This is a genomic window from Gemmata algarum, from assembly GCF_034097035.1.
Classification (GTDB): domain Bacteria; phylum Planctomycetota; class Planctomycetia; order Gemmatales; family Gemmataceae; genus Gemmata; species Gemmata algarum.
In genome coordinates, this window is record NZ_JAXBLV010000244.1 from 21,261 (window position 1) to 46,191 (window position 24,931).

The window sequence follows — 24,931 nt, forward strand, 5'->3', positions numbered from 1 at the left end:
GCGCCTCATGCCAGGGCTTTCCCTACCGCCGCACGGAACCCGCAGGTTCGGTGCGGCATTTGCGGGCACTCTGCTCCGCTCTACGCGGCACCGCAGAACGATCCCCTAGAAACATCGAGCAAACGCACATGGCACAGCCGAAAGACGCGGGTATGGCGAGTGGGCATGAGGTCGGGAAGGGCGGAGAGACGCACCAGACTGCGCAAGGCCAGGTGCCACCGCTCACAACGCAGCAAGGCGTTGTGGTTTCGGACGACCAGAACACGCTCCGCGCCGGCCCCCGCGGCCCGGCACTGCTCGAAGACTTCCACTTCCGCGAGAAGATCTTTCACTTCGACCACGAGCGCATCCCGGAACGCGTGGTTCACGCCCGGGGGTACGGGGCGCACGGGTTCTTCGAGAGCAACGGCCTGCTGGAAAGCGTGAGCCGGGCCGCGGTGTTCAAAAAGGGCGAGAAGACGCCGGCGTTCGTGCGGTTCTCCACGGTCGCCGGAAATAAGGGGTCTGCCGACCTGGCGCGCGACGTGCGCGGGTTCGCCGCCAAGTTCTACACGAAGGAAGGCAACTGGGATCTGGTCGGGAACAACATCCCCGTGTTCTTCATCCAGGATCCGATCAAGTTCCCGGACCTGATCCACGCCGCCAAGCAGGAGCCGGACCGCGCGTTCCCGCAGGCCCAGACCGCGCACGACAACTTCTGGGACTTCATCTCGCTCACGCCCGAGTCCATGAACATGGTCATGTGGATCATGTCGGACCGGACCATCCCGCGGTCGTTCCGGTTCATGGAGGGGTTCGGCGTTCACACGTTCCGGCTCGTGACCGCCGAAGGCAAGTCCACGTTCGTGAAGTTCCACTGGAAGCCGAAACTCGGGCTCCAGTCGGTGGTGTGGAACGAGGCGGTGAAGATCAACGGGGCCGACCCGGACTTCCACCGCCGCGACCTGTGGACCGCCATCGAGAGCGGGGCGTTCCCGGAGTGGGAGCTCGGGGTGCAACTGTTCGACGAGGAGTTCGCGGCCAAGTTCGGGTTCGACCTGCTGGACCCCACCAAGATCATACCCGAGGAGGACCTGCCGGTGAAAATCGCCGGCCGCCTGGTGCTCGACCGCAACGTGGACAACTTCTTCGCCGAGACCGAGCAGGTGGCGTTCTGCACGCAGAACGTGGTCCCGGGCATCGACTTCTCCAACGACCCGCTGCTCCAGGGGCGCAACTTCTCGTACCTGGACACGCAACTGAAGCGGCTCGGGAGCCCGAACTTCACGCACATCCCGATCAATGCGCCGCGGTGCCCGGTCCACAACTTCCAGCAGGACGGGCACATGGCGATGCGGAACCCGAAGGGGCGGGTGAACTACGAGCCGAACTCGTGGACCGGGGCCACCCCGCGCGAGCTGCCCGGGCCGCGCGAGTCGGCCCAGGGGTACAAGAGCTTCGCAGAGCCGATCCAGGCACAGAAGGTGCGCGAGCGCTCCGAGACGTTCTCGGACCACTACAGCCAGGCGCGGCAGTTCTACGTCAGCCAGACGGACATCGAGAAGCAGCACATCGCCAACGCGCTGACGTTCGAGCTGAGCAAGGTGGAGCGGGTGGACATCCGCGCCCGCATGGTGGCCCACCTGCTTAACATCGACCAGGGGCTGGCCGACGCGGTCGCGAAGGGCCTGCGGCTGAAGGAGGTGCCCAAGCCGATGCCGGCCGCGAAGCCCACCCGCCAGGACCTGAAGCCGTCGGACAAGCTGAGCATCGTCAAGAACGGCCCGAAGAGCTTCGCCGGGCGGAAGGTCGGCGCGCTCGTCACCGACGGTGTCGACGCTAACGTTCTGGCCGCGCTGGATAAGGCGCTCAAGGCGGAAGGGGCGATGCTCAAACTGGTGGCGCCCGAGGTGGGCGGGGTGAAGGACTCGGCGGGCGCGTGGCACGACGCGCACGAGAAGCTGGAGGGCGGGCCGTCGGTGCTGTTCGACGCGGTCGTGATCCTGCCGTCGAAGGAGGGCGCCGCGGCGCTCGCGAAGCTGCCCGCGGCGCGGGACTTCGTGGCCGACGCCGTGGCGCACCGGAAGTTTGTCGGGTATGCGGCGACCGCGACCCCGCTCTTTGAAAAGGCGGGCGTGGCGGATGCGCTGGACGAGGGCTTCTTGCCGCTCAACAACCCGGAGGAGTGCGAGGCGTTCGTTGCGGCGTGCCGGAAGGTGCGGTTCTGGGGCCGCGCCGCCGCCGAGCGGTAAACGTCTTTGTTGCCGGGCGCCGACGAACCCGTCGGCGCCCGCGCTCATTTCCCCCAATTACCGGCAGAGGGTTCGTGATGAGTCAGGACCGCCGATCCGTTCTTACCGCGCTCGGGCTGGCGCTTCCGTTCGGGCTGAGTTCCGGTGCCGGCGCTCTCGCCCGATCGACAACGCACGCCGCGCCGGCATTGCGGTTTCGCTCGTTCGAGGAGTCGGTTGCCGCCGCATTCGGTTCCGAAAGCGCATTGGCCGCCGATGCCGCGCTGCCCGGCGAGGCGTTCCCGTGCCGCCGGATCGAGGTGGGCCACTCGGAACTGCTGGAGAGCGGCGTGCAGGGCTGTCACAACGACCGCCCGTTCGCTGGGTTCCCGGCGGGCCACCTGCGGATTGTGCGCACCGGCGGGTGCCCGGGGCCGGTGTTCCGCGGCGTGCGGCTGTACGTGCTGACGGTCGATGTCGTGTGGACCGGTGGGCGCGCGTGCGGTGACCCGAGCCGTCCGCTCGACTTTGCACTGTTGCCGCCCGCACCCGCTTTCGGTGACGAGCAGCCGGCAGTACGAACCGGGCGCTCGGTCTCCGGGCGCGTGTGAAGCGGGCACGGCATTACCAACGTCTTGGCGCCGGCGATCTTCGCATTTCCGCCGCGGCGGCGTACACTCATTTTGTTCGCTGACCCATGCTTCTGGACTCGACGGACTGATGAGCCGACCCACCCACGCGCCGGTGCTCAACACCACCGCCGGCGACTTCCCGCTCGCAGAATGTAAACTCGACGTCGGCGGCCGTCAGTGGGCTCTGCTCCACGCCGCAGCCATCATGGACCGCGACACCGAGGACCGGTTCGTGACCGATCCGGACAACCCGCTCCCCTACGGGGCTGTCCTCTGGCCCGCGTCGATCGCACTGGCGCACGAGATCGCGGTGCGCGAGGCCGAGTTCCGCGGGCGCTCGGTACTCGAACTGGGGGCCGGGACCGGCCTGCCCGGGATCGTCGCCGCGTCGCTCGGGGCGCGCGTGGTCCAAACCGACCGGAACGAACTCGCCATCCACCTCTGCCAGACCAACTGCGCGCGGAACCAGGTTACGGGCGTCGAGCACCGTGAAGCCGACTGGACCGAGTGGACCGATACCACCCGTTACGATTGGATCATCGGGTCGGACGTGCTGTACGCGCACACCCTGCACGACGAACTGCGGTTCATCTTCCGAACCAACCTCGCGCCGGGCGGTCGGGTGTTGCTCGCGGACCCGTATCGGAACGTGAGCCGTCACTTGTTGGAGGAGATGGTCGAGGCCGGTTGGCGCGCCGCACACGCGCGGTGGTCGATCGGTGAAACCGGCGCTCCGCGCCCGGTCGCGGTGTACGAGATGTCACCGCCCGTTGCGTGAGCCGAGTCCCGATGCGGTATACGTTCCTGTTCGCCGCCGTTGCCTTGGTCGCTGTGGCGATGGTGGTTACGTGCCGGCGTCAGCCCGTTGGGGCGCCGGATACCGTACCCGCGGTCGATGCGCCTCTCGCGGGCGGGCTGAAGGCGCGTGTGGTATCGTGGGACATCGGCCTCGGATTCGCGTCCGAAGTCGACTGGATCGCCCGCGTGGTTCGGGAAACGCGTGAGGCGTCGGCGGACGGCGTCGATGTGCTCGTGTTCCCTGAGCTATTCGTCAGCGGACTGTTGGCCCACGCGCCCGACGAGTGCCCGCACGAGTGGTGTACCCGTCGCGTGAATGAGGTCTTGCTCCCCGCGGTTCAAGCCGCCGCCGGCACCGAGATGCTCGTTTGCCTAGGCAGCTACGCACATCAGGACGTGAACGTAACGCACGCGCTCAACCGCTCCCCGGTGCTTCTCAACGGGACCTGGCACTTCGCGGACAAAATCCATCCCACGCAGGGCGAACGGATCGAAGACCCGCCGATCCGGCCCGGCGAAGTGCTCCCGGTGTTCGAGTTCCGCGGAGGTCGCGTCGCGGTGGTCGTGTGCTTCACGCTGGAGATGCCGGACGTGTCCGCTGCGCTCAAGAAGGAGGGCGTTCAACTGCTCCTCGCTCCCACCGCCACGGCCGACGAGGACGGAGTCGCGCGGATCTTGCGAACCGCCTCCGGGCGGGCCGTCGAACTCGGCGCCGCGGTACTCGTGGCGCCACTGGTCGGCGAACGGGACGGCTGGAAGAACGTCGGCTCGGCCGCGTTTTACCTGCCGGCCCAGGCGGGGATCGACCACCGACCCCGCGAAAGTCCCCGACGCACCGCGGGCATCGCACGCGACGACTTCAACATTCCGTGGCAGCAATTGCTCGGCCTTCGCAAACAGGGCGTGAAGCCGGAGACGCGGCCGTTTCTGGTGGAGCAGCCCTTTCGGATCGAGAGGCGGTAGCCCTGCGTGTTCGCCCGGCGCGGCGGTCGGTAGAACGGGGAAGGGGGGACTGTCTCTCGAAGGGCGAAGTATGGGTGCCGCCGCGGTGCTGCTGTTCCTGGTGATGGACCCGCTCGGGAACATCCCGTTTTTTCTGGCGGCGCTCAAGCACGTCGATCCGGCGCGCCAGAACTTCGTGATCCGCCGCGAACTGGTGATCGCGTACCTCGTGATGGTGGCGTTCTTGTTCGTCGGGCAGTTCATGCTCGCCGCAATGCACATCTCCGAACCGGCCCTGTCCATTTCGGGCGGGGTGATCCTGTTCCTGATCGCGGTGCGGATGGTGTTCCCGTCGCCGGAGCGCCCGCTCCAGGAGGACGTGGACAGCGAGCCGTTTCTCGTGCCGCTGGCGATCCCTTACGTCGCCGGTCCGTCGGTACTCGCGGTGGAACTGCTCCTCATGAGCCGCGAACCGCAGCGGTGGCCGGAGTGGCTCGGGGCGGTGACGGTCGCGTGGCTGGGGGTTGCACTCGTGGTATCGCTCGGCGCCAAACTGCGGCACGTGTTGGGACAGCGGGGGCTGACCGCGCTGGAGCGCCTGATGGGGATGGTGCTGGTGGCGATCGCGGTGCAGATGTTCCTGACCGGGATCGAGCGGTTCATCGTGCTGATGCGCCCCGCCGGGGCGTGAGTGGAGCACAGGGTTTCCGCCCTGTGCTACGCCCGGCGACCCCTCCGGGGTGCAAGACTAAGGCAAAAGGCAAACGATTGTGCCCGTGTCGTTCTCCGCCCCAGAGGGGCCGGCGGACGTAGCACAGGGCGGGAGCCCTGTGCACACCGCTGTGCAACAACACACCTCGCGAACCCGCTGCCCGGTGGCGCGTGTCGGGTGTATCATGGGCGTGGCACTGCGCGACCGCCGGGATTCGCCGTCCCGGTCGAGTGCGTGCCGCAAGTCACACATTTCCTTTCCGAGACCGGGAGCAGGCACGCGAACTGGTGAGAATCCTGTCCGAAGTGGTGTCGAGCCGAACGTTTCATTTCACCTCAATCTCAGAACCGAGGCAGGCATGCTTAACACAGGGATTTTCTACAACTCGCGGCCGGACGGGTTCGGTGTGCTCGAAGTCGCGGATGATTCGCCCGCCCCCGACGCTCCGCGGCAGTTCGTACCCCTCAAACGGACTGAAGTGACCGGTACTGTGACCGGGCCGCTCGCGGTACTCACGCTGGCGCAGACCTTCGCGCTGCCCGATGCGGCCCCTGGTCCGATCGAGGCCGTTTACCGGTTCCCGCTCCCCGGCGACGCGGCGGTGACCGGCGTTCAGGTGCGGTTCGGGGCCGTCGAGATCCGAACCGAACTCAAGGAACGTGAAAAGGCCGAAGGCGAGCACAAAGCCGCGAAGCGCGCGGGCCGGCAGGCGGCGCTCGTGACACGCGAATCGCCCGACGTGTTCACGCTGTCGGTCGCGGGTATTCGCGCGGGCGAAGAGGTGGTTGTCCGTACCGACTACGTGCAAGTGGCGAAGGCCGAAGGGGCCGGCTGGTCGCTCCGGGTGCCGCTCACGACCGCGCCGCGCTACGTGCGCGCCGACGAGAGCCGTTCCCCGCACGCGAACGGTCAACCGCTCGCGCTGCTGCGCGACCCCGGCCACCGGTTCGCGCTGAACGTCACATTCGCCGAGGCCGAGCAGGTCCGCAGTGCCACCCACGCGCTGGCGGTTGAGGGCGACCGGGTGCAGTTGCGCGAGGGGGAGGTGACTCCGGATCGCGACTGCGTTCTCACTTGGCGGGCGAAGGCCGAAGACCGGAGCGCGCTAAGGGTGTGGACCCAACCCGACCCCGCAACGGGCAAGGCTTACTTCCTGGCACTGTGCGCGCCGCCGAAGTTTGCCGATGCGAAGAAGGTGCCCCGCGAAGTGATTCTGCTCGTGGACCACTCGGGGTCGATGTCTGGGGCAAAATGGGAAGCCGCGGACTGGGCGGTCGAGCGCTTCCTCGCCGGACTGAGCGAAGACGACGCGTTCTCGCTGGGGCTGTTCCACAGCACAACGAAGTGGTTCGGCGAGCGGACCCGCAAGGCCACGCCCGAGAACGTCCGCGCCGCGGTCGAGTTCCTCAAGCAGAACCGCGACCAGGGTGGGACCGAACTCGGGGTCGCGCTGGAACAGGCGCTCGCCCGCTCGCGGAGCGCCGAAACGCCGGCCCGGCACGTCCTGATCCTTACGGATGCCGAAGTCACCGATGCGGGGCGCATCCTGCGGCTCGCCGATCAGGAGTCGGAGAAGCCGAACCGGCGGCGGATCAGCGTGCTGTGCATCGATGCGGCTCCCAACTCGGCTCTGGCGTCGGAACTGGCCGAACGCGGCGGGGGCGTGTCGCGGTTCCTCACGAGCAACCCCGACGACGACGACGTGACCACCGCGCTCGACGAAGTGCTCGCCGACTGGTCCGCGCCCGTACTCACGGGATTGACCTTAGAAGTGAACCGCGCCGGGGTCGAAGTGACAGGACGCTCGGTCGCCCTGGTCGTGCCCGGCCCCACGAGCGCGATTGACGTCGGAGACTTGCCCGCCGGGCGCCCGGTGTGGGTGCTCGGGCGCGCGCCGCTCGGCACCGACCCACTGACGTTCCGGCTGCGCACCGGCGCCGAAACGGTCGCGGAAGTTCACGCCGATGCGAAGGGAATAACCCAGCGGCTGAAGGCTTTCTTCGGCGCCGATCGCGTCCGTCGGCTCGAGTACCTGCTCACCGGCGGGACCGAGGGCGAGGACCTGCGCACCCAGGTGACGCGACTCGGCTACGAGCCCGCGGAACTCGGCGCGGAAAAGGTGTTTGCTGAAAACGCTGGCGAGTCGGCGAAAGACGCGATTCGCAAGCTGCTCGTGTGCGAGTCGCTGGCGGCTGGAGTGCCGAGTTCGGAGACGGCGTTCGTGGCGGTGCGGTCGGAGATCGGGCAACCGGTGCAGGGGACGGTTGCGGTGGCGAACGCGCTGCCGGCGGGCTGGTCGAATCAGTTCTTGAACCTTCGGGCGGGGAGGAAGTCCGCGTCGCGCAGGTCGTTCCGCGAGTACCTCGCGGGGCCGGCCGCACTGCCGTGCCCCGCCCCCGCCATGCCGGCCGATGCCGTCGTCGAGTCGGTGGATTCGATGCTCATGGACTTCGACGCGGACGCAGCCGGCGACACGACCACGGACTACGATCCGCTGGAGCGGCAGAAGAATCTTCAGCCTCTGGGAATGAAGCGCAAGTCGAGCCCTCCGCCGCGCCCGTCGGGGCCGCCCGCGGCGAAGGCGAGCACTGCGGCACCCGGGGCGGGAGCGCCGGCCAAACTGACGCCAGAGATGATCAGTCGGCTCCGGGAAGCGTCCGCGCGAGGCCCGCGGGGCGCGCTTCCGGCTTTGGGCGATGTTTCTGTGTCGGTGAAGGCAGGGCAGCACGCACCGACGGACGGAGCGATCCTGTACGACTCCGCGACCGGGGCCGCAGGGCAGTTCACGTTCCTGTCAGTTGCCCTTGGTGACGGCGGCATCACTGCCGACAACATCGACCGCGAACTGACGCTGCTACTATTCGTGGGCGATCTCGCGGCCCCGCGGGCGCGGGTGAAGCTGGCGGACGTTCTGCGGCTGGGTGGGCGGCGCCCGCTCAACCTTCGGCGCGAGGCCGGCCAGCCGGTGCGGCTCACGCTTGAAGATCCCAACGGTGCATGGGCGGCCGGAACGCCCGCGCTAGAGATCGTACTCGGTTGGCGCGCGTAGGGGGGGCTTCTCTGTGGAGCGCGGGCATCTTGCCCGCCTCGGTAGTCCGATGGTATCGCGAGGTTAATTCGCAAACCCTATCCGCACGCGCCGCGCGGCGGGCAAAATGTCCGCCGCGCGGCGCGTGCGGCCGCGCTCCACGGAGGGGCACCGATGCGGGTGCTGAACGGTCACGCGCTGCGCGTGTCCGACGTTGCGTTCGCGCCGGACGGGCGCTCGCTGGCGTCGTGTTCCGTCGATGGCACGGTTCGCGTCTGGGACGTGGCGACCGGCACCGGGGGCGTTCTGGTTCAGGTCGCGGAACGGAGCGAGTTCGAGCCCCGTCGCGCTGTGCGACACGGGTTCGATCGGCTCGCGTTCACCGGCGACGGGCGCTACCTCGTTTGCCGTTCCGCGACCGATGGTATGGAACTCTGGGACGTTGGCGCGCGGTACCGCCGCGCCGAACTCATCCGCCGCGGCCCCGCCGAGTACGGGTCCGAACTCGCGGTCACCTCCCGCCTCATCGCCGCGAACGTCTGGCGGGCCGAACCGTTCGGGAGCGAACTGTGCCTCTGGGACGTTTCAACGCTTAGCGCCGAGGTTCTGTTCCGCACGGCCGACGCCGACTCGTTTTCCGGCCTAGCCTTCGACCGATCGGAACGCTTCCTCGCGACCAACGCGGGCGTGTTCGATGTGACGACCGGGCTGCGTGTGCTCGAAGTGCTCCTGTGGGGTGAGGTGCTGCGCTGGTCGCCGGACGGAACGCAGATCGCGGGCGGATCGAGGGGCGAAGGGGTTCAGGTGATCGACGCCGATACCGGCGACCCCGCGGCGTCGTTCCCCGTGCCGGGCGATGAGTTGCCGCGGCTTGAGTTCTCCGCACGGGGTGAGCACCTGGCGGTTGCTGCGAACAGTGCGGTCCAGATCTGGGACACGGTGAACTGGACGAGGCGCCACGAGTTCGCCTGGGAGGCCGGGCGGTTGACGTGCCTCGCGTTCTCGCCCGACGGGCACGTGGCCGCCGCGGGTACGGCCCGCGGTTCGATTGTGCTCTGGGACTGGGACGTGTGAGCCGCCTCAGTTTGCGGCCTCGGCGCTCGCCAACGCTGCGGCCGCTAATATGATCCGAGCGCAGGCTTCGGCGTCGGAGCCGGCGTGGTGGTGAATGAGCCCGATCCCGAGTCGGCGGCACACCGCCGGCAGGTTCGCGGGCTTCAGCGCCCACTTCCGTCGCGCGATCTGCACCGTACACACGAACGGCAGCGCCGGCACGTCCAACCCCGCCGCGATGCAGCAGGCGTGCAGCACCCGGCGGTCGAAGGAGGCGTTGTGTGCGGCCAGGAACTTCGCGCCCTCAATGATCGGGAGCAGGCCCCGCCACACGTCGCCGAACGGGCTCGCGTTCTGCACCATCGGCCAGGTGATGCCGTGGACCTCGGTGAACATGACCCGCGGGCGCGGCGGGCGGATCAGCACGGCCTCGCGGCGCACCACCTTATTGTTTTCGACACGGGCCAGCCCGATCGCACAGGCGCTGTCGGGGCCGTGGTCCGCGGTCTCGAAGTCGATCGCGACGAACGGGCCGTCGAGCGGCGGGAGCGGGGTGGGCTTTCGGCGCGGGGCGCTCATGGTTCGTCCGTCCGTGGCGAGTGTGTAATTAGTGTACACCGGTCGCCACCGGCACAAAAGGCGACACCGCCGAAGGCGGTGTCGGGCCGCTCCGGCGGTGCGGGTTGTGTGGCTCGTGCGGTGCTATTGCTTCGCGCCGACGCAGTACAGCGCGTCCAGCCCGCGGATTAAGAGTGACCCGTTCGCCGCCGCCGGGGTGGACCAGAACATGTCACGCCCCAGTTTGTTCACACGCACCACCTCGAACTCGCGGCCGGCTTTCAGGACGTGCGTTTGGCCGCTCTCGTCGAGACAAAAGATCTTGCCGTCCGCGGCCCACGGCGACGCCCAGAACGCCCCCGCGTTGGGGATGCGCTCCTTGGTGTACTCCGCCTTACCAGTCTTTGCGTCGAAGCAACTGATGGTACCGCCGTTGCGGTCGATCACGTACACGAAGCCGTCGTAGGCGAGGGGCGACGACGCCGCCGGCCACGCCCGCGGCGCGGACCACGCCACACCCGCGCTGGACGTTGCGCCGGCTTGCGGGGTGATGTCGCCCTTCGCGCCGGCCTTCACCGCGAACAGCGTGCCCGCCCCGCGCCCGGCGCCGGGGCCGCCGCCCTTACCGCCGCCACCGCCCTGACCGACGCCGACGTACAACCGCTCGGCGTCGGCGGTCGGGGACGCCGAACACTGCCCGCCACCGACTTCCAGTTCCCAAACCATCGTTCCGTCTTCGGGGTTGTACCCGCGGATCTTCTGCCCGCCGACCGCGACCAGATCGGTCCGGTCCTTGGTTTTCCACACGTAGGGCGTGCTCCACCCGGACTTCTCGCGGCGGTCCGCCTTCCACAGCTCCTTGCCCGTGAGCTTGTCGAACGCGACCAGGAACGATTTTTCCTCGTTGTCGCACTGAACGATCAGCTTGTCGCCAGCCAGGACGGGGGAGCTGGCGGTGCCCCACCCGGCCTGCATCGAGTACGAGCCGAGGTCCGCCTTCCACAACTCCTTACCCGTGAGGTCGAAACAGAACAGGCCGGTCATCCCGAAGTACGCGTACACCCGCTCGCCGTCGCTCACCGGGGTCTCGGTCGCGTAGGTGTTGCTGCCGTGGGTCGAGATCGTGGGCCGGGCCTCCTTTGCCACCTTCTCCCACACGGTTTTGCCGGTGCCGCGGTCGAGGCACACCAGCTTGAACTGATACGTTTGCTTTGGTGCGCCGCCTTTGCCGCCGCCGCCACCGCCGCCACCACCGCCGCCACCACCACCACCACCACCACCACCCTTACCGCCACCTCCGAACCCGCCGCCGGACTTCGGCTTGGGCTGGCCGTCCGCGTAAGCGGTCGTCATTAGTACCTTGTCGCCCACAATAATCGGAGCGGACCAAGCGGCACCTTTGACATCCACTTTCCAGGCGACGTTCTTGTCCGCGGACCATTCGGTCGGCGTTTTGGGGTCGGTAACAATGCCGGTTCCGTTGGGACCGCGGAACTGGAGCCAGTCGTCGCCCCGGGTGTCCGAGGCGAGCGCCGGGACCAGCACGGCGAGCGCGAGTACGGGGCGCAAATGGTTCATTCTTGGTAGCCCTCCGGGCGAGACGTGTACCAGAGCATTAAACTCGGTAATGCTACCTACCGGGACATGAAATCGGCGTGAGCGGGTGGCCGGGGTCCGCGCTCCGTCTGGCGCTTGTTCCGGGCACCAGTCCCCGCTCCACCGCGAGAGCCGCCGACCCCTGCACGGGCGGGCGCGCTCTCGTCTTGGTAAAGTGAGTCGTGTCGCGCCGCCGGGCTCGCGCCGCTTCCCAAGACGGATCGTCACCCATGCCTCGCTTCCTCCTGACCTTCGTCCCTCTGCTGGGGCTCGCACTCATGCCCGCTACCGAATCCGCGGCCGAACCGCCCGCCCCGCCCGCCCCAGGTGCCGAAATCCTTACCCGCGAGCGGGCGTCGGCCTTTGCGAAGCTCGCGCTCAAGGGCGCGAAGCGCGAGTTCCCCAACAAGCCTGGGCACGTGCTGCTCGACGACAAGGACGCGAAAACGCCCAAGGCGCTCCACCCCGCGTTCTACGGCTGCTACGACTGGCACTCGGCCGTTCACGGGCACTGGATGCTGGTGAAGGTGCTCCGCGCCCACCCCGACCTGCCCGAAGCGAAAGAGATCCGTGCGGTCCTGGCCGGGCACCTCACCGCAGCCAACATCAAGGTCGAAGTCGAGTACTTCAACCGCCCGGAGGCGAAGTCGTTCGAGCGGCCTTACGGTTGGACTTGGCTGCTCAAACTGGCCGAAGAGCTGCACACCTGGGACGACCCTGACGCCAAAACGTGGTCCGCGAACCTCAAACCGCTAGCCGAACTGATCGCGAACCGGTACGTCGAGTTCTTCCCGAAGCAGACGTACCCGATCCGCGCCGGGGTGCATTCCAACACCGCGTTCGGTCTCGCGTTCGCGCACGACTACGCCCGGACCACCGGTAACAAGAAGCTGCAAGAGCTGATCGAGCGGCGCGCGAAGGATTACTACGCGAAGGACGCCGACGCCCCGGCCCGGTGGGAGCCGGACGGCGCGGACTTCCTCTCGCCCAGCCTGTGCGAGGCGGACCTGATGCGCCGGGTGCTGCGGCCGGCCGAGTTCGCCACGTGGTTCCACGAGTACCTGCCCGGGGCCGCGAAGGGCGAGCCGAAGAACCTGTTCGAGCCGGCGACGGTCACCGACCGCACGGACCCGCAACTGGTCCACCTGGACGGGCTGAACCTGAGCCGCGCGTGGTGCCTGCGCGGGGTGCTGGCCGCGCTGCCGAAGGGCGACCCGGCCCGCGCGGCCCTCGGCGCGAGTGCGGCGAAACACGCGGAGGCAGGGCTGAAGCACATCGCCAGCGGGGACTACGCGGGCGAGCACTGGCTCGCCTCGTTCGCCGTCTGGATGCTATCCTTGCCGGCGCCCGAGTAACGCGCCCGCTTCTGAACCCCGTCGTTCCGCGTTCCAGGTCCGCACCCGCCCCGGCCAAGGTCCGGGCGGTATTGGGTTTCGCCTGGATCGTAGAGCGTTACAACCGGATTTTTTTTGAATGCACACGCGAGTTGTGCGGCGGCCGTGGGCGATCGCGCTGGGGCTGGCGGTCGCCTACGTGGCGACCGCGCGCCTGGGGCTGCTCCTGGCGCTTCCGCCGGACTTCAAGGCCACCGCGGTTTGGCCCCCGTCCGGGCTCGCGCTGGCCGTCGTGCTGCTCACGCGGCTCCGGGCGTGGCCGGGCGTGTGGCTTGGCGCGTTCGTCGCCAACGTGTGGGACGCGTTCTCCCCGAGCCGCGCCGGGCCGCTCGCACCGCACCTCATTTCGTCCGCCGTAATTGCCACCGGCTCCACGCTCCAGGCGCTGGCGGGCGCCGGCCTGATACGCTCGCTCGTCGGCCCGGCGGGCGCGCTGGACCGCGCCCGCGACGCGTTCCGCTTCGTGGCCATCGTCCCCCTCACGTGCCTGATCGGGGCGACCGCCGGCGCGTGCGCCGTCGGCGCGACCGGACCGGGCGGCTGGGCCGTGGCGCCCGACGTGTGGTGGACGTGGTGGATCGGCGACATAGCCGGCGCGCTGGTCGTGGCCCCGGTGGTGCTCTGCGTCGCGCGGGGCGACCGGCCCCGCCGACCGCCCGCCGAGGCCGTCGCCCTGTTCGCCCTGCTGATCGGCTCGTGCGCCGTCGTGTTCGGCGGGTGGGTGGGGGGCGGGTCCGCCCCGCTGGCGTACCTCAGCCTGCCGCTGCTGGTGTGGGCGGCGGTGCGGTTCGGCCCGCGCGGGGCCACGCTCGCGGTCGTCGTGATCGCCGCGTTCGCGGTGTGGGCCACGGTCCGCGGGACCGGCCCGTTCGTTCACGCCGACATCCACCAGGCGCTGCTGCTCCTCGACGTGTTCCTGGCCGTCGTGGTCGTCACCTCGCTGGTGCTCAGCGCGGTGCTGCGCGAGCGCGAGGCGGCGGTCGCCGCGCTGCGGGCGAGCGAGGCGAAGTTCCGCCACCTGACCGAAGCGATGCCCCAGATCGTGTGGGCGACGGCGCCCGACGGCGGAACCGCGTACCTGAACCGGCGCTGGACCGAGTACACCGGGCTGACCGGCCTGTCGGACGCGGCGCTGGCCCTCGCGCTGCACCCGGACGACGAGCCGAAAATGCGGGCCGCGTGGGCGACCGCACAGGCGGCCGGCGGCGAGTTCCAGCACGAGTTCCGCCTCCGCGCCGCGGCCGGGGCGTACCGGTGGTTTCTGGCGCGGGCGGTCCCCGTCCCCGGGCCGGGCGGGGCGCCGGGGGGGTGGCTCGGCACGTCCACGGACATTGACGACCTGAAGCGGGCGCAGGCCGACCTCGCCCGCCAGCGGGCCGAACTCCAGTTGATCCTCGACACCGTGCCGGCCCTCATCTTCTATAAGGATCGGCGGCACCGGCTGGTGCGGGTCAACAACGAGATGGCCCGCGTGGTGGGGCTGCCGCCGGACGCGCTGCTGGGGCACACCGACTCGGAACTCGGCGCCCCGCACGCCGCCGACTACCGGCGCCAGGAAGAGGAGATCATGCGCGACGGCGGCCCGGTCCGGACCGTGGTCGAGCCGCTGTTCACGTTCACGGGCACGCGCTGGCTCCAGACCACCAAGGTGCCGTACCGGGACGACACCGGGCGGGTGATCGGGCTCCTCGGGCTGTCGGTGGACGTGACCGACCAGAAACAGGCCGAGGCCGAGGTGCGGCGGCTGAACGAGGAGTTGGAGCGGCGGGTGGCCGAGCGCACCGCGGTGGCCGAGGCCCGGACGCGCGAACTTCAGAGTGCTGTGGACGCCCTGCGCGAGCAGAAGCAACTGCTCGAGACCATTCTGGACAGCCTGGGCGATGCGGTGCTGGTCGCCGACCGGGACGGCCGGGTGCTGCTCCAGAACCGCGCGTTCCAGCGGCTGCACCCGGTCCCGGCGGAACACGTAACGGCCGACGTGGCCCAACGGTACGGGGTGTACCTGCCCGACGGCGTCACGCCGTGCCCGCTCGACCGGTTGCCCATCGTCCGGGCGGTGCGCGGCGAATCCTGCGACGACGTGGAGCTGCTGATCGTCGATGCAGCCCGCCCGGACGGGGTGCCGGTGAGCGTGACCGGGCGCCCGGTGGTCGGCCCCAACGGGATCGAGGGCGGGGTGATCGTGATCCGGGACGTGAGCGCGGCGCGGCGGTCCGAGGCCGCGCTCCGCGAGAGCGAGGCGCGGTTCCGGGCGATCTTCGACCAGTCGTTCCAGTTCATCGGGCTGATGTCCACCGGCGGCACGCTGCTGGAGGCCAACCGGACCGCGCTCGCCGCCGCCGGGCTGTCCGACGCCGACGTGATCGGCAAGCCGTTTTGGGACACCGCGTGGTGGTCGCACGACCCGGAGCAGCAGGCCCGGCTCCGGGACGCGGTGGCCCGCGCCGCGGGCGGCGAGACGATCCGGTTCGAGGCCACGCACGCCGCGGCGGACGGCACCCCGATCCGGGTGGACTTCTCGCTCAAGCCGTTCCGGGACCACACCGGGGCCGTGCGGCTGCTGATCCCCGAGGGGCGCGACATCACCGCGATCCGGCGGGCCGCCGAGGAGCTGTCCGCGACCGAGGCGCTGCTCCGCCAGTTCATCAAGCACGCGCCGGCGGCGATCGCCATGCTGGACGCCGACATGCGGTACGTGCAGGCCAGCGACCGGTGGCTCACCGACTACAAGCTGAGCGAGCGGGACATCATCGGGCGGTCCCACTACGCCGTGTTCCCGGACGTCCCGGAGCGGTGGAAGGCGGTCCACCGCCGGGTGCTGGCCGGGGCGGTCGAGGCGTGCCCCGAGGAGCCGTTCCCGCGGGCCGACGGGGCCGTGGAGTGGCTCCAGTGGGAGTGCCGCCCGTGGCGCGCCGCCGGCGGCGAGGTCGGCGGGCTCATCATGTTCACCCAGGTCGTCACCGAGCGGGTGCGGGCCGACGAGGCGCTCCGCGAGAGCGAGGCGCGGTTCCGCGGGGCGTTCGACCACGCGCCCATCGGCATCGCGCTGGTGTCCCCCGAGGGCCGGTGGCTCAAGGCGAACCAGGCGCTGTGCCAGATGCTCGGGTACGAACCCGGCGAGTTGCTCGCGACCGACTTCCAGACGCTCACCCACCCGGACGACTTGAGTGCGGACGTCGAACAGGTCGAGCAGGTGCTGAGCGGCGCCCTGGCCGCGTACCAGATGGAGAAGCGGTACATCCACAAGGGCGGGCACACGATCCACGCGCTGCTGGCCGTGTCGCTGGTGCGGGGCGCCCGCGGGGAGCCGCTGTACTTCGTGTCGCAAATCAAGGACATCACCGAGCGGAAGCGGGCCGAGACGGAGCTGCGGGAGCAGGCCGCGTTCATCCAGGGGGTGCTGGACGCGATGCCGGCGCACATCGCGGTGCTGGACCGGAACGGGGCCATCGTCGCGGTGAACCGGGCCTGGCACGACACCGGCGCCGCGTCCGTCGGGGCCGACGGGCGGCTCCCGCAGACCGGGGCCGGCACCAACTACCTCGACGTGTGCGCGCGCAGCGCGGCCGCCGGGTGCGCCGACGCCGCCGCCGCCGCCGACGCGATCCGCCGGGTGCTGGACGGGCACGCCGAGCGGGCCGTGCTCGACTACGCGTGCCACGCCCGGGGCGCGCGCCGCTGGTTCCTGATGAACGTGACCCCGCTGCGGCACGGGCGCGGGGCGGCGGTGGTGTCCCACACCGACGTGACCGACCAGCGGCTCGCCGAGGAGCGGCGCCGGGAGAGCGAGGAGCGGTCCCGCAGCATCCTCGACCACTCGCCCGCGGTCGTGTACCTGAAGGACCTGGAGGGGCGGTACCAGTTCGTCAACCGGCGCGGGTGCGAGCTGCTCGGTCTCCCGCCCGAGGCGTGGGTCGGGCGGACCGCCCGCGAGCTGTTCCCGCCGGACCTGGCGGACCGGTTCGAGGCGAGCGACCGGAGCGCCCGCGCGGCGATGCGGGCGCACGAGGTGGAGGAGCACGCGACCCTCCCGGGCGGCCGGGCCGTGACCATGCTGACGGTCCAGTTCCCGCTGGTCGGGTCGGACGGGCGGCCGTACGCCATTTGCGGGATCGCCACCGACGTGACCGAGCGGAAGCGGGCCGAGGCGGCGCTGCGGGCCAGCGAGGAGCAGTACCGCGCGGTGGTGCAGGCGCTGGCCGAGGGGGTGGTGGTGCAGGACCGGGCCGGGGCGATCGTGGCGTGCAACGACCGGGCCGCCGAGATCCTCGGGCTGACCCGCGACCAGATGCTCGGGCGCACCTCCCGGGACCCGCGGTGGGGGGCGGTGTGCGAGGACGGCGCCCCGTTCCCCGGGGACGCGCACCCGGCCATGGCGGTGCTCCGCACCGGGCTGCCACAGTTCAACACCCCGATGGGGGTGCGTACCCCGGACGGCGCGCTGCGGTGGCTGTCGATCAACTCGGTCCCGCTGGCCGGCCCGGACCCGACCGGGGCCGCGGTGGTCACCTCGTTCCACGACGTGACCGCCGTCCGCGAGGCCAGCGACCGGCTCCGGGCCTCGGTGCGCGAGAAGGAGGTGATGCTCAAGGAGATCCACCACCGGGTGAAGAACAACCTCCAGATCATCTCCACCCTGCTCGAGCTCCAGGGCGACGGGCTGACCGACCCGGCGGCGGTGGCCGCGTTCCGCGAGAGCCGGGGCCGGGTCCGGTCCATGTCGCTGATCCACGAGCGGCTGTACCGCTCCGAGGACCTCGCGGGGGTCGAGTTCGGGCCGTACCTGCGCGGGCTGGCGGAGGACCTGTTCCGCGCGTACCGGGCCGACGACGAGGCAGTCCGGCTGGAGGTCGCGGCGTCCGTGCCGCCCCTCCCGCTGGACCTCGCGATCCCGTGCGGGCTGCTGGTCAACGAACTCATCTCGAATTGCTTAAAGTACGCGTTCGTGGGTCGTTCGCGTGGTAACATACAGGTGTCGCTCGTCCGCACCGGAGCCGGGTCGTTCGTTCTAACAGTCGCCGATGATGGGGTCGGGATGCCCGCCGGGTTCGACATTGAGAACGCGCCCTCGTTCGGGCTCCAGCTCGTGAGCACGCTGGCGGCGCAACTGCGCGGCGCGGTCGAGCTGGCACCCGGCCCCGGAACGCGCGTGACCGTTCAGTTCCCGGCCCGCGGGTAGGCCCGTCAGAGAGCAACCATGTCACTGGCCAGTGTGCTCGTCGTCGAGGACGAGCGGATCATCGCGCTCGGCATTCAGAAGCGGCTCACCAGCATGGGGTACGCGGTGGCCGGGCTGGCCGCCAGCGGCGCCGAGGCGCTGGAGCGGGTGGCCGCGCTGCGCCCCGACTTGGTGCTCATGGACATCCGGCTCGAAGGGGACATGGACGGGATCGAGGCGGCGGCCCGGGTGCGCGGCCAGTTCGACCTGCCGGTGGTGTACCTGACCGCCAACTCGGACCCCGAGACCCTGCGCCGCGCCAAGGTCACCGAGCCGTTCGGGTACGTGCTCAAGCCGTACGAGGACCGGGACCTCCAGACCTCGCTGGAGATGGCCCTGTACAAGCACAAGATGGAGCGCCGGCTGCGCGAGAACGAGCGGTGGCTGGCGGCCACCCTCGGGAGCATCGGGGACGGGGTGATCGCGACCGACGAGGCGGGCCGGGTGCGGTTCATGAACGCGCTCGCCGAGCGGCTCACCGGCTGGCCCGCGGCCGGGGCCGTCGGGCGCCCGGTGACGGAGGTGTTCCCGGTGGCGGCGGAGCGGACCCGGGAGCCGGTCCCCAACCCGGCGGTGGAGGCGCTGAGCACCGGCCAACCGGCCGCGATCGCCGAGGGCACGGTCCTGATCCGCCCGGACGGCGCGGCGCTGCCGATCGACGACAGCGCCGCACCGATCTGCGCCCCGGACGGCCGCGTCTCGGGGGCGGTGCTGGTGTTCCGGGACGCGACCGAGCGCCGCCGGATGGAAGAGCACCTGCGGCAGGCCGCCAAGATGGAGGCCGTGAGCCGGCTCGCGGGGGGCATCGCGCATGACTTCAACAACATCATGACCGTGATCGCGGGGTTCAGCGACCTGATCCTGTCGGACGCGCTGCACCCGGCCGACGCCCGCGCGCACCTATTGGAGGTTAAGGCCGCGAGCGAGCGGGCCGCGGGCCTGACGCGGCAGATCCTGGCGTTCAGCCGAAAGCAGACCCTGCTCACGTGCGCGCTGAGCTTGAACACCGTGCTCCACGACACCGCGGGGATGGTGCGCCGCCTCGTCGGCGCCCACATCGAGTACGTGACCGAGCCGGACCAGCGCCTGGGGCTGGTCACGGCCGATCCCACCCAGCTCACGCAGGTGGTCATGAACTTGGTGCTCAACGCCCGTGACGCGATGCCGGGCGGCGGTACGCTCACCGCGCGGACCGCGCTGGTGCGGGTCGGCGGCGGGGCGCCGGTGCCCGTCCCGGGGCTGCCGCCGGGGGAGTACGCGGTGCTCGAGATGTCGGACACCGGGGTCGGGATGAGCGACGAGGTGCGGGAACGGATCTTTGAGCCGTTTTTTACCACTAAGGGGCCGCAGAACTCCGGACTCGGCCTTTCGACCGTGTACGGGGTCATCAAGCAGACCGGCGGTGATGTCGCGGTGGAGAGCGCTCCCGGGCGCGGCGCGACGTTCCGCGTGTTCCTGCCGGTGACGGCCTCTGCGCCCGAAGCGGTGGTGACGGCCGGCCCGGACCGCGGCACCGAAACGGTGCTGGTGGTCGATGACGACCCCGGCGTGCGCCGGGTCGTCACCCTGTTACTGTCACAGAAGGGGTACGCGGTTCTCGACGCCGGGTCCGGCGCCGAAGCGCTCGAACTGCTGGCCGCCGCGAACCGCCCAATTCATCTGCTCCTCACCGATGTCGTGATGCCCGGGATGAGCGGGGGTGTGCTGGCCGAGCGGGTCCGCGCGTTGCGCCCGGGGGCGCGGGTGCTGTTCGTATCGGGGTACTCGGAGGACGCGCTGGTTGAACGGGGCCTGGCACAGGCGACCGCCACGTTACTCGCCAAGCCGTTCACGGCCACCTCACTCACGCGGGCCGTGCGCGAGGCCCTCGACCGCCGCCAGTAGCCTTCACGCCGCTACAGCCTTCATGCCGCCGCCGGCGGACCGGTGTTTCGAAAGGGACACACTCCTTTTCGTGCGAGTCCCGCACGATTTGCGTCCCGGCGTAAGGCGCAAATTCGTCCGTGCCATCCACTTTGGACCCGGCAGGAGTTGAGAGGCCCTTTCATCTCTCGTCTGACTCCGTCGTTCGGGAAACCTCCGATTTTTCTCTCTCTGGGAGGGGTTTGCGTTCTACAGCCAGATACCGGTTGAGTTTGTTACAGATTGCACAATCGCTCCAGCCGCCCGGGGAGCCACCGGTTTTGGTGTCGGACATAGGGCCGCTATCGTTCGAGGAGCGCCGTGCATCCTACAAGGGTTCTGCCGACCGCCGAGCCGCGCGGTGTCCCCGCGTTCGAGTCCGACAATACGGATCTGCCGACCGCGCACCTGCCGCCGGCCGCCCCGCCCGCCCTGACGCCCGCGCCGCGCGGCTCGGTGGGGCCGCTGTTCGTTCCGCCGTCGTCGGGCGGGCCGAGCTTCTCCGGGGCGATGTGGTCCGATTGGGACGATTCGGACGGCGGCGGGCTGGTGGCCGGGGGGCGCCGCCCCCCGCGGGTCGGGGACATGCTGTGCGGGTTCGAGCTGGTCGGCGAGCTCGGGCGGGGCGCGTTCGCCCGGGTGTACCTGGCCCGCCAGCAGGCGCTCGCCGGCCGCGAGGTGGCGCTCAAGGTCACCCAGCGCCCGACCCACGAGGCCGAGCGCCTGGCCCGGCTCCAGCACACCAACATCGTGCCCGTGTATTCGGTCCACGCGGACCAGGGCGTTCAGCTCATTTGCATGCCGTTCCTGGGCAAGGTCACGATCGCCGACCTGCTCCGGGCACACCGCGCGGACCGGTCGTCGCGGGGCGCAGGGCGCAAGACGTCGGGAACCCGGGCGGCGCGAACCACCGTCGGGGACAACCGGGGGGCGGGGTCCGACGGGCGAACGGTCGCGCCGCGGTTGCCCGCGTGGACCTGGAACGCGGACGGCCCGCCGCCCATCGTCGGGGACCCCCGCGCGGTGGTTCAGGCCCTGGCCCAACTCGCCGCGGGGCTGAGCCACGCGCACCAGCGGGGCATCCTGCACCTGGACATCAAGCCGGCCAACGTGCTGCTCGCGGACACCGGCGAGCCGATGCTGCTCGACTTCAACCTGGCGTTCGACGCCACCCGCCCGGACCGCGACATGGTCGGCGGGACCATGCCGTACATGGCGCCCGAGCAGTTGCACAACATGCGGAACCGCGGTTCCGGCGCGCTCGACGACCGCACCGACCTCTACGGGTTGGGGGCGATGGCGTTCGAGATGCTGACGGGCGAGTTGCCGTTCGCGTCGGACGCGCGGGGGGCAAAGGGGATCGAGGAGCAACTCGCCGCCCGGCTCCGGCCGCTCCCCTCGATCCGCGCGCGGAACCCCGAGGTGAGCCCGGCGGTCGAGGCGATCGTCCGCAAGCTGCTCGCGCCCGCCCCGGCGGACCGGTACCAGACCGCCGACGAGCTGCGCGTTGACCTGGACCGGCATCTGAACGACCTGCCCCTGGAGTACGCCCGTGAGCCGTCGGCGGTCGAGCGGCTCGGGAAGTGGCGGCGGCGGAACCCCGGGCTGGCGGCGCGGCTGCTGGTGGCGTGCCTGATCGGTCTGGCCCTCGGGCTCGGGGGGGCGGTTCACCAGCGGGCCGAGAGCAACGCGCGGGCCGGTGCGATGGAGCACGCCCGCGCCGCCCGGGCGGCGCTCGACGCGGCCCGGCTCGACCTCGCTTTGGTCGGCGACCCGGCGGCGACGGCCCGGGGGGTGAAACGCACCGAGGAACTGGTCGCGGCGTACGGGTGCGACGTTCCGGGGTGGCAGGATCGGCCGGGGGTGCAGCGGCTGACGGCGGCCGAACGTGCCACCCTCGCCGGCGACCTTGGCGAACTGATGTTCTTGCTGGCGCAGGTGAAGTGGGGCGAAATGGATGTCCTGCCGGAATCCGAGCGGCGGCAGCGGGCGGCGGACGCGTGGAAGTTGAACCGCGCGGCCCGCGGCTGCTTCGCGCCGGACGAGGTGCCCCCGGCGATCGACCGGCAGGCCGCACTGATCGGCCCCCACGTGGGCGAAGAGGTCCAGGTCACGGACCTGCCCGCGCCGCTGGCCGTGTCCGGCGCACGCGCGGCCTTCCTTGAGGCCGCGTTCGCCCTTCGGTCCGGACGGTACGCGACGGCGGTCCAACTGCTCGACGCCCTCGTCGGCGAGCAACCGGCCCACGGGGCCGCCCAGTTCTGTTTCGCGTACAGCCTCCACCAACTCGGGCACCACTCGCGCGCCCTTGAGCGCTACGCCGTGGCCCGGGCGCTGCTCCCCAAGGACCCGCGCCCCCTGTTCGGTCGCGGGCTGATCTACGGGGTCCGCGGCAAGCCGGACCTCGCTGAGGCGGAGTTCACCAAGGCGCTGGCGCTGGACCCCGAGCACGTCGAGTCGTACCGGAACCGCGGGCTGGCCCGCTACCGCCTGGCCAAGCGGGACGAACAGCTCGTGTCGAGGGCGGGGGCGGTGCGGGCGAAGTACCAGGAGGCCGTCGCCGACTACACGTCCGCCCTGGACCGCGGCTGTTCGGAGTTCCAGGTGCTCTTGCTCCGGGCCAGCGCCCGCGACCGGTTCGACCCCGCCGGCGCGAAGGCGGACCGGTCGGCCGCCCAGGCGCTCGAGCCGAAAGTGGAAATGGACTACCTGATCCGCGGGTGGGGGCGGAAAGACCAGGACCCGAAGGGGGCGCTGAGCGACCTGCGTAAGGCGGCGGAGCTGAACCCGCGCTCGGTGGTCGCCCTTCAGAACCAAGCGCACATCCTGGCGGACCTGCTGAAAGACCCCGCGGGCGCGCTGGTGGTAACGAAGCGGGTCGTCGAACTGAGCCCCGATTTCGCACCGGGTCGAGCCGGGCACGCCATCATCCTGGCCCGACTCGGGCGCCGGGCCGAAGCTCACAAAGAGATCGAGCAGGCGCGGTTGCTCTCTAATGACGCCGCCGTTCTGTATCAGGCCGCCTGCGTGTACTCTCTGACCTCGGTGGAAGAGCCCGCCGACCGGCTGGAAGCGCTCAAACTGTTGCGCCGGGCGATACGCGAGGGATTCACCGGGCTGCACGAACTCGCCGAAGATCCCGACCTCGTTCCCCTCCGGGCGCAGCCCGAGTTCAAAGCCGTTCATTCGGCTGCGTTTAACTTGCTCAAGTAGCCTTCGCCCGGAACGAACGCACCGCGGCCCCGCATCCGAACAACTCGGATGCGGGGCCGCGGTGCGTTTTTGCGCGCATCAAGCCGACCGGTCACTTACGGCAGGATGTACGGATCGGTCGATCCCTTGGTGATGCTATTGGTGTCGCTCGGCGTGGCGGGGGTGGTAGTGGTCGCGTCGATAATGGCCGTCCCGATCGCAACACCGATGTCCACGACGACGGGCGTGGTGGGCGGCGGCGGCGGCACCGGGTCGGTCGGGGCCGGCCCCGGCAGACCGATCGGGTCGATCGGGGTCGGGCCGCTCGGGTTCTCGCGGTTTTCGAGCGCGAACAGGGACAGACGGGCGCGGTTCATGGAAGCCTCGGGTCGGAGGGGGACCAATTCGCGTTTGACGCGATTCGGCTTTCACTGAAAATCAGTCAACACCCGCATTTTGCCGACCCACCAAACACTGGTCCAGAGGAATTTGTACACCTAATCGAGTTTTTAGGATCGCCTTATCCGGTGTGGCAGCAAAATTCAGGCCCGAGATAGAATTTGTTTTGTTTTAGCGCGAATGATGAGGCCGGGCCAAGTCACGCCGGTCGAGAATCAGCCCGACCAAACTCAGGCCGGAACGCATTCGGTCGAGTCTGAAAATTTGACGGCCGATCACGATTCGCTTTCCCGCGGCCGGAAACGGTTCTATCTTCTACACCGCTCTGGAACAGGAGGTTCGATGTGCGCGTTCGGAAGATGATTCTGGCGCCGGCCGCTCTCGCCGTGTCGGCACTCCTAGCCGCCGGCTTGGCGACGCAACTCGGGCAACCGCCGGCCGCGCCGCCAGTGTGGGCCGGCGATTACGACGTGACCGCCGGCCCGCCGGAGATGATTGCCCCGGGCACGGTCGTGGAACAGGGGCCGCCGAAGGGGTGGTCGCACCTCGTCATCAAGAGCCTCCCCCGGGTGCGCGAGACGGAAACGGGCCGGGTGCCCGCCGTGCCCCTGATCGGCCGCAACTTGACGGTCCGCATGGCCGGGTGGATGTTCACCGCCTTCACCGCGGATGTGACGCGAGAGTCGCCCGGACCGGCTGCTCCGTACCGACTGCGCGCGGTCGGGCTTGGGTTGGGGGCGCACGGCACCAACGGCGACACGGTGGTCACTACCGAGACGGCGTCCCAGAACGGCGTCCAAATGGACTGGATCAAGCGCCAGGTGCTCGACACCGGGTACAAGATTCAGGGGCAGGCGGTGATTCCGGCGCGCGGCCCGGCGTTTGCACTCATCGATACCCCCGTTATCGTTCGGTGCGCGAATCGGAACCGGATGGTCCGCTACCGCTACGCCCTGTTGGCGAACCCGGAGACGGGGGCACTGGACGTGCTGCTTTGGGTGCTCGGTGCCGAAGGCGGTGAGTGCGGCGACCTGACCCGGGCGGTACAACTTGAACCGAATTGCGTCGATAAGGCAGAACTGATCCCCGATCCGACGGAGTTCAACGGGCCGCGCCCTTCGGACCTGTCATTCGCGGTGGACAAGTTGCCGCCGCACCGGGTAGAGATGGTGCTCCCACCCGAACTGCGCGAGCGGGCCGCCCGGACCCGGTTCGCCCCGGACGAGGCCCGTGCCCTCGAGACCGATTTGCGGAAGCTGATTGTCGGACATCGCCCCTGACGTTCCAAGGACGATTC

General features: G+C 69.9%; 15 protein-coding genes. 12 read left to right on the plus strand and 3 right to left on the minus strand.

Going from position 1 to position 24,931, the window contains the following annotated elements; all coding sequences use genetic code 11:
- Window positions 1–128 precede the first annotated feature (128 nt).
- From R5W23_RS31005 to R5W23_RS31035, 7 genes are all read left to right on the plus strand, one after another.
- Window positions 129–2,231 carry a catalase gene (locus tag R5W23_RS31005; RefSeq protein ID WP_320689724.1) on the plus strand — a complete coding sequence of 701 codons (2,103 nt, stop codon included), beginning with the start codon at window positions 129–131 and terminating at the stop codon, window positions 2,229–2,231.
- A 77-nt stretch (window positions 2,232–2,308) separates the two neighbouring features.
- A complete protein-coding gene (locus R5W23_RS31010) occupies window positions 2,309–2,821 on the plus strand; it encodes a hypothetical protein (RefSeq protein WP_320689725.1) in 513 nt (170 codons plus the stop codon).
- A 109-nt stretch (window positions 2,822–2,930) separates the two neighbouring features.
- On the plus strand, window positions 2,931–3,620 hold the full coding sequence (locus tag R5W23_RS31015; RefSeq protein ID WP_320689726.1) for a class I SAM-dependent methyltransferase: 690 nt from the start codon (window positions 2,931–2,933) through the stop codon (window positions 3,618–3,620).
- An 11-nt stretch (window positions 3,621–3,631) separates the two neighbouring features.
- Window positions 3,632–4,603: a carbon-nitrogen hydrolase family protein gene (locus R5W23_RS31020; protein WP_320689727.1), complete on the plus strand. Its 972-nt coding sequence runs from the start codon at window positions 3,632–3,634 to the stop codon at window positions 4,601–4,603.
- Window positions 4,604–4,673: 70 nt separating this feature from the next.
- The gene (locus R5W23_RS31025; protein WP_320689728.1) at window positions 4,674–5,273 is read left to right on the plus strand and encodes a MarC family protein; all 600 of its coding nucleotides are present in this window, start codon (window positions 4,674–4,676) and stop codon (window positions 5,271–5,273) included.
- A gap of 379 nt (window positions 5,274–5,652) precedes the next feature.
- A complete protein-coding gene (locus R5W23_RS31030) occupies window positions 5,653–8,343 on the plus strand; it encodes a VIT and vWA domain-containing protein (protein WP_320689729.1) in 2,691 nt (896 codons plus the stop codon).
- A gap of 153 nt (window positions 8,344–8,496) precedes the next feature.
- Window positions 8,497–9,396, plus strand: coding sequence for a WD40 repeat domain-containing protein (locus R5W23_RS31035; protein WP_320689730.1), 900 nt, complete (start codon window positions 8,497–8,499; stop codon window positions 9,394–9,396).
- Window positions 9,397–9,402: 6 nt separating this feature from the next.
- On the opposite strand, the gene R5W23_RS31040 is transcribed toward R5W23_RS31035, so the two are convergent.
- Window positions 9,403–9,954 carry a 3'-5' exonuclease gene (locus tag R5W23_RS31040; RefSeq protein WP_010044456.1) on the minus strand — a complete coding sequence of 184 codons (552 nt, stop codon included), beginning with the start codon at window positions 9,952–9,954 and terminating at the stop codon, window positions 9,403–9,405.
- A 123-nt stretch (window positions 9,955–10,077) separates the two neighbouring features.
- The gene (locus R5W23_RS31045; RefSeq protein ID WP_320689731.1) at window positions 10,078–11,511 is read right to left on the minus strand and encodes an outer membrane protein assembly factor BamB family protein; all 1,434 of its coding nucleotides are present in this window, start codon (window positions 11,509–11,511) and stop codon (window positions 10,078–10,080) included.
- Window positions 11,512–11,807: 296 nt separating this feature from the next.
- On the opposite strand from R5W23_RS31045, the gene R5W23_RS31050 reads away from it, so the two are divergent.
- From R5W23_RS31050 to R5W23_RS31065, 4 genes are all read left to right on the plus strand, one after another.
- On the plus strand, window positions 11,808–12,884 hold the full coding sequence (locus R5W23_RS31050; RefSeq protein ID WP_407936178.1) for a DUF2891 domain-containing protein: 1,077 nt from the start codon (window positions 11,808–11,810) through the stop codon (window positions 12,882–12,884).
- Window positions 12,885–13,002: 118 nt separating this feature from the next.
- Window positions 13,003–18,102, plus strand: coding sequence for a PAS domain S-box protein (locus R5W23_RS31055; RefSeq protein WP_320689733.1), 5,100 nt, complete (start codon window positions 13,003–13,005; stop codon window positions 18,100–18,102).
- Window positions 18,103–18,120: 18 nt separating this feature from the next.
- Window positions 18,121–20,025, plus strand: coding sequence for an ATP-binding response regulator (locus R5W23_RS31060; protein ID WP_320689734.1), 1,905 nt, complete (start codon window positions 18,121–18,123; stop codon window positions 20,023–20,025).
- Between the two features lie 339 nt (window positions 20,026–20,364).
- Entirely contained in the window at window positions 20,365–23,256 is a 2,892-nt protein-coding gene (locus R5W23_RS31065) for a protein kinase domain-containing protein (RefSeq protein WP_320689735.1), read from the plus strand.
- A 95-nt stretch (window positions 23,257–23,351) separates the two neighbouring features.
- Here the strand turns inward: R5W23_RS31065 and R5W23_RS31070 are convergent, their stop codons facing one another.
- A complete protein-coding gene (locus R5W23_RS31070; RefSeq protein WP_261189981.1) occupies window positions 23,352–23,612 on the minus strand; it encodes a hypothetical protein in 261 nt (86 codons plus the stop codon).
- 366 nt (window positions 23,613–23,978) lie between these two features.
- Here R5W23_RS31070 and R5W23_RS31075 point away from each other — a divergent pair, with 366 nt between their 5' ends.
- A complete protein-coding gene (locus tag R5W23_RS31075; protein WP_320689736.1) occupies window positions 23,979–24,914 on the plus strand; it encodes a hypothetical protein in 936 nt (311 codons plus the stop codon).
- Window positions 24,915–24,931 lie beyond the last annotated feature (17 nt).

What these genes read in the sequence shown, in the direction of transcription:
- R5W23_RS31005 (WP_320689724.1), top strand. Translation starts at nt 129, where the DNA reads ATGGCACAGCCGAAAGACGCGGGTATGGCGAGTGGGCATGAGGTCGGG.
- R5W23_RS31010 (WP_320689725.1), top strand. Translation starts at nt 2,309, where the DNA reads ATGAGTCAGGACCGCCGATCCGTTCTTACCGCGCTCGGGCTGGCGCTT.
- R5W23_RS31015 (WP_320689726.1), top strand. Translation starts at nt 2,931, where the DNA reads ATGAGCCGACCCACCCACGCGCCGGTGCTCAACACCACCGCCGGCGAC.
- R5W23_RS31020 (WP_320689727.1), top strand. Translation starts at nt 3,632, where the DNA reads ATGCGGTATACGTTCCTGTTCGCCGCCGTTGCCTTGGTCGCTGTGGCG.
- R5W23_RS31025 (WP_320689728.1), top strand. Translation starts at nt 4,674, where the DNA reads ATGGGTGCCGCCGCGGTGCTGCTGTTCCTGGTGATGGACCCGCTCGGG.
- R5W23_RS31030 (WP_320689729.1), top strand. Translation starts at nt 5,653, where the DNA reads ATGCTTAACACAGGGATTTTCTACAACTCGCGGCCGGACGGGTTCGGT.
- R5W23_RS31035 (WP_320689730.1), top strand. Translation starts at nt 8,497, where the DNA reads ATGCGGGTGCTGAACGGTCACGCGCTGCGCGTGTCCGACGTTGCGTTC.
- R5W23_RS31040 (WP_010044456.1), bottom strand. Translation starts at nt 9,954, where the DNA reads ATGAGCGCCCCGCGCCGAAAGCCCACCCCGCTCCCGCCGCTCGACGGC.
- R5W23_RS31045 (WP_320689731.1), bottom strand. Translation starts at nt 11,511, where the DNA reads ATGAACCATTTGCGCCCCGTACTCGCGCTCGCCGTGCTGGTCCCGGCG.
- R5W23_RS31050 (WP_407936178.1), top strand. Translation starts at nt 11,808, where the DNA reads ATGCCCGCTACCGAATCCGCGGCCGAACCGCCCGCCCCGCCCGCCCCA.
- R5W23_RS31055 (WP_320689733.1), top strand. Translation starts at nt 13,003, where the DNA reads ATGCACACGCGAGTTGTGCGGCGGCCGTGGGCGATCGCGCTGGGGCTG.
- R5W23_RS31060 (WP_320689734.1), top strand. Translation starts at nt 18,121, where the DNA reads ATGTCACTGGCCAGTGTGCTCGTCGTCGAGGACGAGCGGATCATCGCG.
- R5W23_RS31070 (WP_261189981.1), bottom strand. Translation starts at nt 23,612, where the DNA reads ATGAACCGCGCCCGTCTGTCCCTGTTCGCGCTCGAAAACCGCGAGAAC.